Here is a 10,671-nt window from a genome sequence, read left to right on the forward strand (position 1 = left end):
TCAGGGTGCCGCTTTCTGGACCGGCTCGGCCGCGCCGGGCTTGCCGGTGTTGCGCGGCACGAAGGGCGAAGGCATTTCGGCGGCAACATATTTCTGATGCTCGCGCACGCGCTGCTCGAACACTTCGTCGGGATCGTAGCCGAGTTCGGCGCATTCGCTGGCCAGCGTCGAAGTGCCGTTGATCAGCCGCTCCGTCGCTGCATTGGCGCTCTTGCCGTCATCGGCGGAGGGTTTCGCCGGCCCCTGCCACAACGCCCAGCTGACGCGGTCGCGGTTGGCGGCAAAGGCCTCGTAGCCGCCCTTGAACGGAATGCGACCTTCGCCGATCTCCTCGTCCAGCCAGGGCTCGTAAATAGCCTGGCACACTGGTGCTGCAATCCGCTCGCGGCGGCGGGTGACGACTGGCCAGATCGACGAATTCTCCATCCGCACGCTCGAATAGGTCGCGGCCGTATGGTCCATCGTCAGGCCGCCGAAGGTGATGCCGATGGCGCGGGCCATGTCGCGCGAAAGCTCGGCCGAGACCGGCAGGAATTCCGGGCCGGGCGTGCCGGTGGTCAGCAGCTTCAGCTCCTCGCCCGGCGCCAGATGCGAAACCTGCGGATCGCCACTGATCGAAATCTTGCCTTCCGCCGCGCGGCTCAAGGCAGCGGCGAAGTAGTCATGGAAATCGCCCTGCAGATCGCTGTCGTCGGGCAAAGCCTCGATTGCCTCGAAAGCTTCCTTCGACGGATTGGGGCTGGTCAGCGCGGCGGCGAAGACGGTTTGCAGGATACCGGTCTGGATCTTGGCGTCGACCAGGATCTCATGCTGGATGTGCTTTCGGAACGCCGGGGCGATGCGCGAGATGCCGCGCACGTCGGTCGCATCCCAGGGGTCGAAGACATGCATCACCTGCAGCCGGCCGGCCGCATCATAGGCGCGATAGTCGCGCCGGGTGACGATGCCGTTTTCCTTTTCCTCGAAGCGGTAGGCGATCGGTCGCCCGTTCGCCTCGTGGATGACGCCCTGGTATAGGCCTTCATACTCGCTCGTATCTTGAACGAGCGAGGTCGGCGGCACCATGCAGACCTTGGTCCCAGTCGTGATGCCGTAGCCGCGACGCTGCGCGATTGGCATGTAGGAGATCAGGCCGGTGGCCTCGCCATAAGCCATGTCCCAACGCAGCGCGATGTCGACCATCTGGGGCACGGTGAACTTGCCGCGCATGTCGCATTCGCGCGGGTTCCAGGCGTAGCGCTTCCAGCGGCGCTTGATGATCCTGATCAGTTCCGCGGCTTCGGCGTCGTTGTAACCGAGACCGGTCAGGTCCGGCTGCGGGTTTAGCACCAACTCGACGCCGACTGTATCGGCAAGAACCTGGTCGGCGGCGCCCTTCAGCCGTCCCGAATTCTGGATCAGGTCGATGGCGAGGCCGGCGGCGCGGCGCCAGGCAAGGCGAATGTCATCGCGGCTGTCGCGCAGGATGGCCGGACGCGTGTTGATGATGGCCGATCGAGAATCGCGCAGGAACGCAGCACCAGGGAGCGGACGCGCGGAAACATCCGTGCCCGCCTTTCGTCCCAAGAGCCGGTCGATCAGTTTCACGTGCGCTTCGCCCATTTTTCGCGGTTGGCCTTGCGGCGCGCGTCGCGCTCCGGATCGGCTTTTCTGGTCTTGCCCTTGAACGGCCCGTCCTCGGCCGCCTCGAACAGATCGGGCTCGGCCGGCTTGCCGTGCACTTCGGTCAACAGGTCGGCCCAGCGCTCGGTGTTGAGCCGCCGCTTGTGCTTCAGGTGCCAGGCCAGCGCGAAGGCATAGACCGTCGTGTCGAACCAGTCGTTGGCGCGGCCTAAAATCTTCTTCCACTCGCGCGGCGCCTTCGGGCTGATCAGGTTGCGAGCCCGCCGCGATACCGTGGCGCGCGCCTCCTCGTCCGGATCGACCAGCCGCTCGGCCGTCATCTCCTTGGCGAACTCCTCGTCACAGAGTTCGCCGGAAAGGTGGATGGTGTTGCGCGGCCAGCTGCCTCGCTCGTCCGGCCCGAGCACGAAATTGGCCAGTGCTGCCATCACCGAGGTCTTGATGTCGTAAAGCCCGACCGGATAGAGCATCACCTTGGCGACGATGCGCTTGCGCTGGTCGCGAATATCCTTCTTCACCGGCGTGCCGAGCCACGGCAGGCCGATCAGATGGCGCCCGTCGAGCGCGTAGACATTCGGCCGCGAGGCGCAGAAGCGATAGACGCGGTCGGTGGCGAAGCCCGAATCCACGCCCGACAGGTCGATGCCTTTCTCGCCGCCGCCGGCCGTGCGGTATGTCTTGCCGAGTGCGTCGGCGAGTTCGATCCAGGCGTCGTCGACCTGGTCGGGCGCACCCATGAACACCTGGCGGTCAATCAGCCAGGCCCGGTCGCGCGGCCCGATCGCCCAGACCGACCACTTGATGCCGTAGCCCTGGACGTCGGCGGCCGAGACGATCAGGCCGGCTTCCGGCGGGATGACGCCGCGTGGGAACGGCGATTTGCGCGCCGCCTCGACGATCTTTTCCCATTCGACCGCGACGCCGCCCGGATCGTAGGGCAGCGCCAGGTCCTGCTGGTAGAAGGTGCGCAGCTTCGTGGTGTCGCCTTCGGCGTCCTTGAAGCGGTTCCAGATGTCGGCGAAGCGCTCGCGCGGGGCGTAGGCGGCCCACAGATGGTAGCTCGGCTGCCAGTCGCGGCAGCGGCCCTCGCACGGGTCGCAGTGCCAGCGGGCGATGTCTTCGGGCGCGATCGCGTCCGGTACCTTCTCCTCGCCGTCATGGACGCGGCGCGCGATCCAGTGGCCGCGCTCGTTCATTTCGGCCTTGTGGCCGTCGAGAATGGCGCCGTTGCAGGCGACGCAGGCCATGTGGACCGGCAGGCCGTGCGCCGCATCGGCCTCGCGCATCTGGTCGAATTCCAGCACCTGGTAAATGCCGCAATGCGGACAGGGCACGTAGCGATAACGCTGGTCGCCGGCCTCGAAGTCGCCGGTGATGGCGCATTCGCCGGAGATGCCTGGCGTCGAGCCCTCCCATTCCTTGGCGAGGTCGCCATACATTTTCTGGCGCGCGCGGGCCTGGTCGCGCGGGCTGCCACGGCCGTCGACATCGCGCGGATAGCCGGTGACCTCGTCCATGGCGAGATATTTGATCGACACCATCTGCAGGCCCTTGGAAGAGCCCGCATTGACGATCTGGCAGAAGCCGCCGGCGTAACGCTTGAACGAGGTGGTCGAGCCCTGCTCGTCGCGGCTGTTGACCGGCATCACCTTGTGGGCGATGCGCGGGCTGGCCTCGATGGTCGGCTGCAGCTTGACCCGGTTGAACTTGGTCGCTTCCTCGAGCGTCGGCAGCACGATCATCATCGAGCCAGGCGCCTGGTCGACTATGAAGCCGAACCAGTTCTCGATCGCCGTCGACTTGCCGAGCTGCGCCGCCCAGCGGCAGGTCACCCGCCGTGCCGGATGGTCGGGATGCAGGCAATCCTGCGGCTCGCGCAGGTAGGGCACGCGATCGGTCTTGAACGGCCCCGGCCAGGGCGATCCCGATTCCGGCGAGACGACGCGGTAGCGGTCTGCCCATTCCGAGATGGTCAGGTCGGCGACGGGACGGCTGGCGGCCTCGAGCCCAGCGAACAGCACCTGGGCGCCATCCGGCAGATCCGGAAAGGACAGCCGCGCGTCGTGATAGCTCATTGCAGCGAGGCCTGGTCGAACGGACCGGTGTCGCCGGCGGCGCGTTCGCGCTCGCGCTGGTCGAGGCGCTCGCGGATCTCGCGGTTGAAGTCGTCGAGACCGGCGCGGACGAAGCTCTTCAGGGCGATGCGCGCGACACGCTCGTCCCAGCCATATTTGACCGACAGGCTCGCCGCCTCGCTCTCGATCGCCCGGTCGAAGGCGCTTTGCATCAGCGCGATGGCGTCGCGGCCGGCCTTGTCGACCTCGGCCGTCGGCGTCAGTTCGCCGCGCCGCTGGGCAAGGTCCATCTCGCGCATCTCGGCGTCGGCCTGCGCCTTGCGGGCTTGCCCGTCCGACTGGCTGCCAGCGAAGCGCGAGACCGGCCTGCCCTTCGGACTGCCGAAACCGGGAGCCAGGCCGCCGGCAACCGGCGGGATGTTGCGCAGGCGGATATTCTCGCCGCGGTGCGCGACCAGCGCGCCGTACTCGACCAGGTGCGACTTGCCTTCCTCGCGCGTCGGCAGCGCTTCCGAGTGCTGCTTCAGGTAGCGCGACAAGGTCGAGCGGTCGATCCGGTCACCGGCCGCGCTCAAACGCGCCGCGGCATCCGTGATCGAAATCCACTCGCCGGCGTCGGCGTCGGTTTCGATGACCATGTCGTGCAGTGTCCCGTGCAGCACGCGTGCATCACACGTTCTTGCGTGTACCGCTTTCCGACGCGCCTACTAGAAAAATCCCGGGCTCCCCCGGGCCCGTATGGGGTGGAAACGCTGGTACGGTCCCTACACCGGGGGTGGGGTCAGCGGGGCAGGAGGCGATCGACCTCATGCAGGTACCGAGGCATCAGGTTCTGCTCGATGACCTCGGTCAGCACCTGGAGGTAGACCTCCGGGTTGTTGGTGATGTCATGCGCGGGGTTCGGCCCGAACAGTTCGCGAATGGGCAGCCTTGCCTTGCCCTGTCGCCTGAACACGCCAGCATGGCCGCTCTTCATCTCGGCGATGAAGGCAGAGCGATATGATCCTCTCAAACGGACGCGCACACCCTTGGCCGTCTGGGTCGCGCCGAGCTTGTAGAGCGGTATCCAGCCCGACCTGACCACCACGTCCGACGTGTTGCCGCCCGCATTGAACTGAGCCGTGGTCACCGCCCTCACCCGCGATGGCGGGATATCGATGCGCTCGGCATCGCGCTTGACGATGCGGCTGCGCGCCATCTCGGTGACGCGGCGCATGGCGCGGGCAGCGGCCTTGGCCTTGATCTCTTCCGGCAGACGGGCAATCGCCCGGCCGAGGTGCTCAAAGTCCGACGCATCGACATGAAGTTCGACGGTCACGGCCTTTTCCCAATGAAAAACCCCGGTCGCTTGGGGGCGCCGGGGTGATTTCTTTTTTACCGTGTTCAGATGTATGTCAAGTTTCTGCTGCACGTCAACAGACGGACGCAGTTTTTTTGCCAGGCCGATCAGCCGCCCTTTCGACAATGCCGACGCCGGGCCGATCGGCCTCCAGCCATGGCGTCATCGAGCGGTCCGAGAACACCAGCCTGTGCCCGACCAGTTGCGTGGCGATCTCAGCCTCGAGCCGGCGCAGCGCCGCGACCCAGATCTGGTAATCGAGCCGGCCGAGGATGTCGCCGGTCGGATCGATCGAAAACTCATATTTCCGGTAAGCGCCCTTCACCGGGCGCTGGGTACGGCCGTTGTAGCCGTCGACCTCCAGATCGTAGGTCTGGCCATCCTCGTGCTTCATCCGCCGTATGACGAACCAAGCCGGCCTGCCGCCGCGCTCGACCAGCCTGGTCTTTGACGGCTCGGCGCCGAAGTCCGGCTCGCGGCCGAGGATTGCCGTGCCGACGACGAGGCTGACGATGCCGGCGGCGCGCCGTTGTGGCGTCCGCACCATGTAGCGCTCAACCGCCTTGCGCACCGCTGCCTCAGCCATGCCTTCGCTATCCGGCCAGTCGGCCAGCGCATTCCAGCCCGCCGGTACCGCCACGTCGCAGCGCGACAGCCCGGCCACCGCCCGCCCGACCGCAACCGCGTCGTCATGCGGCTCTCCCTGCTCGATCCAGTAATTCTCGGTATCGCCCCTGCCCTGGTCGACGATCGCGCCAAGCTCGGCAAAGCTGGTGATCTTGCCCCATGACGATGCCTCCAGCATCCGCCAGGCCGAGTTGGCATTGTCCAGCCCGTCAACCCCGCCGCCTTTCGGCAATTCATGGACAAAGGCCCATGTCAGCAATTCCTCAATGGTCACGGTCTTCATTGTCTTATCCTTGCGACAGTTTTCGAGAGTTTTGCGATAGTTTAGCGATAGTTGTAGGCGGTAGTTTATTGAGGGATTTCAATCCGTTGTGTGGATGATGCGGGAGTTGCGATAGTTTTGGTTGCTCATAGACGTGAAGATATCAATTCCCCGCTCCCCTTCCCCACCTCTATAGGCGGCGGAAAACTGGTGCAAACTATCGCAAACCGTCGATTTCATTGTGTTATTCTCGCTGAATGAACTATCGCGGAGTGTCGCGAACTATCGCAACTATCGCGGCGAAAAGCTGAATGATTTCAATGCGCGCATCAGTTTGCGCGCGGTCACGACACGGCTGGAGGGGGTTGCGGGGATCATCGCAAATGGCCCTCGAAATCGCTGGAACCTGAGCCGAGATTGCCCTGTTTGGAGGCCGGCACGTCGACCAGCCTGACGCCGCGATAGACGACGATGCGACCGTCGATCTTGTCGTATTTCTTCTTCATGATCAGGCCGAAGGCGGTCAGCGAGATCGGCTTGCCGCCCTCGTCGACGGTGAAGTCGACATAGGCCTGATAGAACTCCTTGGCAGTCAGCTCGGCCGAGGCGTCCGGCACGACGCAGCGGGCACAGAAGGCCGAGGTGCGGTCCATCTCGTCGCGGTACTCCTGCGTCTTCAGCCGCACCGCGTCGGGGATCACCAGGCCTTCGCGCAGGAAGATCATCACGCCCTCGATCAGCCAGTTGAGAATGCCCGGATATTCCGGCACGAACTCGGCCACCACTTCCTCGAACTCGCGCTGGTCGGCCTCGGCAATGATCTTGGACCAGTGGATGACGGCCATGCGCCGCCAGATGCCGTTGTCGGTGCCGGTGATCTTGGGATAGCCGTTGCCCGACATGTGGCCGGTGAACACCGGCTTGAAGTCGAAATAGCCCTCGAACAGGTCGCGCACGGTAAAATGTTCGCCACCGGTCAAATCCTTGACCAGGTTCTCCCTGAGATCCTCGCCCTCGGGCAGTTCCTTGACGCGCAGGAAGCGCCGTCCATAGAGCCGCGCCATGTCGGGATTGGCCGCACCGCCCGCCTTGCCTTCGCCGATGAACGATTCGGACGGCAACGTGACCGCCACCTCGCCGAGCAGCCGGCAGAGCGTTTCCATGTAGACCGACTTGCCGTTGGCGCCCTTGCCATAGTGGAAGAACAGCTTTTGCACGGTGACACCGACCAGGCCGAGGCCGGAGGCGACCTGGACCATGCGGCGCACCTCGTCGAGCGGCAGCTTGTCTTTCAGGAACTCGTCCCATTTCGGGCATTTGGCTTTCGGGTCGTAGGGCACCGGCACGCGCTGCGTGATCATGTCCTGCCGCCGGTGGCCTTCGACCACCTTGAGCTCGGCATCTGCGACATGGATGAACTCCGGCAGGTCCTCGCGGCTGTCCTGTTCTTCGAAGTCCGGGGGATCGTCCAAGGCAGGGTTGCGAACGCGCTTCAGGGTGCGCCGGAAGCACAGCGTATGGCCGGCCAGCGCCACCTTCAGCGGGTCGGCGTTGAATTCGTCAGGCCCGCGCTGGATGTGCGGCGCGGCGCAGGCGAGCATCGCCTCCAGCCGGCCCTTGTTCTTCGAGGACACGGCATGGTTCATGCGTCGGCTGATGCGCTTGACAAGGTTGGCCTCGGCAGCCTTGGCCATCTTGGCCAGGCGTTCCTGACCCTTGGTTCGCTCCTCTTCCGGGATCTTCAGCGCCTCTGTCCCACGCTCGATCGCCTGCTTCTCGGCCGGCGTGTGGTCGATATATTCGATCTCCAGCGCGATGCGGCCGCCGACATTCTGCGCCACCGCCAGGGCGCGCGGCTCGCCGGTGTCGATATCCCAGTGCGTGCCGGTCCACACGGCATAGGCGGCCTTGCGAGCCTTCGACTGGGCACGGACCAAGAGATCCTCGCCGAAGTGGGCAAGCAGCCGTTCGGCATTGTCGGTGTCGGAATGATCGAGGCCGGCACAGGCCTTGACCACTTCAAGGTCGACCTTGCTGCCGCGGCGGGGCCCGGTGCCGGGCTCGCCATCATCCAGTTCATCGACAGTCACATCGGCATCGAGCGGGGTGCGGGGCAACCCAGCCGCTTGGGCCTGGCGCGTCGCTTCCTCGAGCAGTGCGGCAACCTCTTGCGGCATGCCAGTCTTTTTCTTGGCCACTATTCCCCCGTCTCGACCGCCATGCGTGAAAAATCATATCCGGCGCGCGGCCAGACGATCGGAATGAGCCGGCCAGGCCGCGCATGGCGGGCACGGGCCCGGGCCATGGCGGCAGCCGTCATCACCCGCTCGGAATCTCCGTCCGCCAACAGCACCAGCTCGCCGACCTGGTCGCCAATCCACATGGCGTCGTCGGCGTCCTGGTCGGCCTTGGGAACCGGCCCGGCGACCATCACCGGCCGCGCCACGCCCTTGGCGTCGAGCTTCTTCAGCGTCGGATGGGCAAAGCGCGAAGAGGCCTCGGCCGGGCCCGACAGATTGCCGAGATCGCCGGCGGCGAAGTAGAAGGTGTCTTCGCGAAACCCTTCCCAGACACCGAAGGCGACGCCGTTCTCGATGCCCTCGCCGCCGACCCAGCGATTGGCCTCTGGATGACCGGCAATCGGGATCAGGCCGCCCTTCTTCGAGCCGCGCATCTTCTTGGAAGGCAGCAATTCGCCGGTCGAGGGGTCGACCAGCTCTGGCCGGAACTTCGGCGGCCGATCAAGATCGATCCAGGTGATGTGGCAGCCGATCGCCGCCAGGTCTGGCCCGATGAAAGGCGCCACCATGGCCGGACCCGAAAAGAGCGCAAGCGGGCTGCCGCGCTCGTCCTGGCCGAGCCAGTAGGTGACATCGGCGCCGAGGCGCAGCCAGGTCGCGTCAGGATAGCCGCCGCAGCGGCACTGAAGATAGAACCGGCCATGCATCTGCGCGGCCGTGCGCAGGGCTGTCAGCGATTGATAGATGCCGCGCGCCTTGTTTCGCTCGCGTTCGCGAAACTCGTCCTGACTGGCCGCGCGCTCGGCGAAGGCGGCCTCGTTCTGCACGCGCCGCTCTTCCAGCCGCTGCTTGCGCGCCCGGCGATCCTCGTCGCTCTCGCGCTCGCCCTCGTCGGGAATGTCGCGGCCGAGGACGATTGAGCAGGCCTCGAGCAAGCCATCGCGGCGCCTGACGTCCAGCCCTTCGCAATGGGCCGCCATGCCGATAGAATCGTTGCCGCCGATGCCGCCAGCGCGGCAGTTCCATTTTTCCTTGGTAGTGTTGAACGCAAATGTATCGGTTCCGCCGCAATGAGGGCAGGGCTGCGGATGCTCAAAGCCAGTCCGCTTGAACTTGAGGCCCATGATTTTCGCCGCGGCCTCGATCGACACCGCACGCGCGTCTTCGACGAAGAGTTTTATGGCTTCGCTCATAGCACCTCCGGAGAGGCATTATGCGGCAGGCTCGCCGGTGTAGACTTATCGAGCCATTCCGGCCGGTATTCGAGGACGTGCAGTCTCTTCTTCGTGATGCCGGCGAAGCGCCATCCGGCCTGATAAAAGCAATGCCCCCAGGTCGGGCGCGATGCCCGCATGGTCGGCACGACCTCTCGCGGATCGACGAAAGAGAAGAACCGCTCGCCGGGCCAGCGCGCCCATGCGATCAACATTGCAGCCGCAAGCAAATCGCTCGCAAGGTCCTCACCGTCCTCACGGCGGAAGATCGCACATTCCACACCGACCTGACCGTCCGCACGGTGCTGCTCTTTGCGCCAGGCACAGAGCGCACCGGCATCTGCGGTGACCAGCAACAGCTTGAAACCCGGCCCCATGATGAGTTCGGCGCGACGACGCTGCTGGCGCGGCCGATAGCTGTAGTGGCGCTTGAAAATATCGCGCGCCGTGTCGTTGCCGTCGAGCACTTCGACCCAGCCCTCGCCGATCAGGAACGGCTGCAGGTTCATGCTGCCTCCCCGCAATGAAGGCCGCACTCGACGTCGTGCTCCATGCCGTCATCGAACGTATCTACGAAGGTTTCCCAAAGCATCGGAGCAGACCTGACCTGCTCCACGAGACCAGAAACACTGTCGCGTTGGTCAAATTGTCCTCCCACGCTCGCCTCTTCGCGGGCCCACCATTCGGAGGAATTGGGATGATCTCGGATGATCCGCTTACGGATGCCCTTCCCTTTTTGGAAGCAAAGGTCGCAGTTGCCCTCCCATGGTTCCAGATCGAGGTAGAAGGGCTGCACTGCCCAAAAGTCCGAGACGGTAGACTTTACAACCTTAGCCTTCGAGAGCGGATACGAGACGCTGCGGCCGTCTTTCGCGGCGCGGTCCATACCCCTGAATATGCGCATGCCCTCGTCATAGCGAAGACCGAGGATTTCCTCATAACTGCCGGGGTCGAGGCCAAGCTGATGCCGCATCAAAGCGAAAATCGGCTTCACTTTCAGATATTCGGTACACCAGCGCTCATGACCATTGGGGAGGCGGGATTTCTTTGCGATCAGTGCTGAGAACGGCTCGCCGTTGCGGCTGGCGCTATTGAAGCCAACCTGTTCAAAACCGGATATCCTGAGCGCCATTCGACCCAATGAATGTGAACGCCCCAATTCAACCCGCAGTCATGTACGAAGCGAAGCGTCTCTTCGCGTTCCTTGCCTGTGTTGGCGAAGGCGACAATCACGTCATCCGGCAGCGCGCCGCCATGCGCCTGGACGATCTGGTGCAGCATGTAGCCGCTT

General features: G+C 64.6%; 9 protein-coding genes. All 9 read right to left on the reverse strand.

The window, feature by feature from the left end; all coding sequences use genetic code 11:
* A complete protein-coding gene (locus RQ479_RS08135) occupies window positions 1-1,587 on the reverse strand; it encodes a phage portal protein (RefSeq protein ID WP_376704695.1) in 1,587 nt (528 codons plus the stop codon).
* The gene (locus RQ479_RS08140; protein WP_376704696.1) at window positions 1,584-3,698 is read right to left on the reverse strand and encodes a phage terminase large subunit family protein; all 2,115 of its coding nucleotides are present in this window, start codon (window positions 3,696-3,698) and stop codon (window positions 1,584-1,586) included. The genes RQ479_RS08135 and RQ479_RS08140 overlap by 4 nt, the downstream gene beginning before the upstream one ends.
* Complete coding sequence (locus RQ479_RS08145; RefSeq protein ID WP_376704697.1) at window positions 3,695-4,360, reverse strand: hypothetical protein; 666 nt, start codon at window positions 4,358-4,360, stop codon at window positions 3,695-3,697. Before RQ479_RS08145 ends, RQ479_RS08140 begins: the two co-directional genes overlap by 4 nt.
* Window positions 4,361-4,479: 119 nt before the next feature.
* Window positions 4,480-5,016: a phage tail protein gene (locus RQ479_RS08150; RefSeq protein WP_376704698.1), complete on the reverse strand. Its 537-nt coding sequence runs from the start codon at window positions 5,014-5,016 to the stop codon at window positions 4,480-4,482.
* A 94-nt stretch (window positions 5,017-5,110) separates the two neighbouring features.
* Window positions 5,111-5,947 (reverse strand): hypothetical protein, encoded by an 837-nt coding sequence (locus RQ479_RS08155; RefSeq protein ID WP_376704699.1) that lies wholly within the window; start codon window positions 5,945-5,947, stop codon window positions 5,111-5,113.
* A gap of 353 nt (window positions 5,948-6,300) precedes the next feature.
* Complete coding sequence (locus RQ479_RS08160) at window positions 6,301-8,124, reverse strand: phage/plasmid primase, P4 family (RefSeq protein ID WP_376704700.1); 1,824 nt, start codon at window positions 8,122-8,124, stop codon at window positions 6,301-6,303.
* Window positions 8,124-9,359, reverse strand: coding sequence for a P4 alpha zinc-binding domain-containing protein (locus RQ479_RS08165; RefSeq protein ID WP_376704701.1), 1,236 nt, complete (start codon window positions 9,357-9,359; stop codon window positions 8,124-8,126). The genes RQ479_RS08160 and RQ479_RS08165 overlap by 1 nt, the downstream gene beginning before the upstream one ends.
* Entirely contained in the window at window positions 9,356-9,889 is a 534-nt protein-coding gene (locus RQ479_RS08170; RefSeq protein ID WP_376704702.1) for a hypothetical protein, read from the reverse strand. Before RQ479_RS08170 ends, RQ479_RS08165 begins: the two co-directional genes overlap by 4 nt.
* The gene (locus RQ479_RS08175; RefSeq protein WP_376704703.1) at window positions 9,886-10,512 is read right to left on the reverse strand and encodes a hypothetical protein; all 627 of its coding nucleotides are present in this window, start codon (window positions 10,510-10,512) and stop codon (window positions 9,886-9,888) included. The genes RQ479_RS08170 and RQ479_RS08175 overlap by 4 nt, the downstream gene beginning before the upstream one ends.
* Window positions 10,513-10,671 lie beyond the last annotated feature (159 nt).

It is taken from the genome of Mesorhizobium sp. ISC25 (assembly GCF_042295465.1).
GTDB lineage: Bacteria > Pseudomonadota > Alphaproteobacteria > Rhizobiales > Rhizobiaceae > Mesorhizobium.

Bases quoted from the DNA above. Each gene is read 5' to 3' on its own strand.
- RQ479_RS08140 (WP_376704696.1), bottom strand. From the start codon at position 3,698: ATGAGCTATCACGACGCGCGGCTGTCCTTTCCGGATCTGCCGGATGGC.
- RQ479_RS08170 (WP_376704702.1), bottom strand. From the start codon at position 9,889: ATGAACCTGCAGCCGTTCCTGATCGGCGAGGGCTGGGTCGAAGTGCTC.
- RQ479_RS08165 (WP_376704701.1), bottom strand. From the start codon at position 9,359: ATGAGCGAAGCCATAAAACTCTTCGTCGAAGACGCGCGTGCGGTGTCG.
- RQ479_RS08155 (WP_376704699.1), bottom strand. From the start codon at position 5,947: ATGAAGACCGTGACCATTGAGGAATTGCTGACATGGGCCTTTGTCCAT.
- RQ479_RS08175 (WP_376704703.1), bottom strand. From the start codon at position 10,512: ATGGCGCTCAGGATATCCGGTTTTGAACAGGTTGGCTTCAATAGCGCC.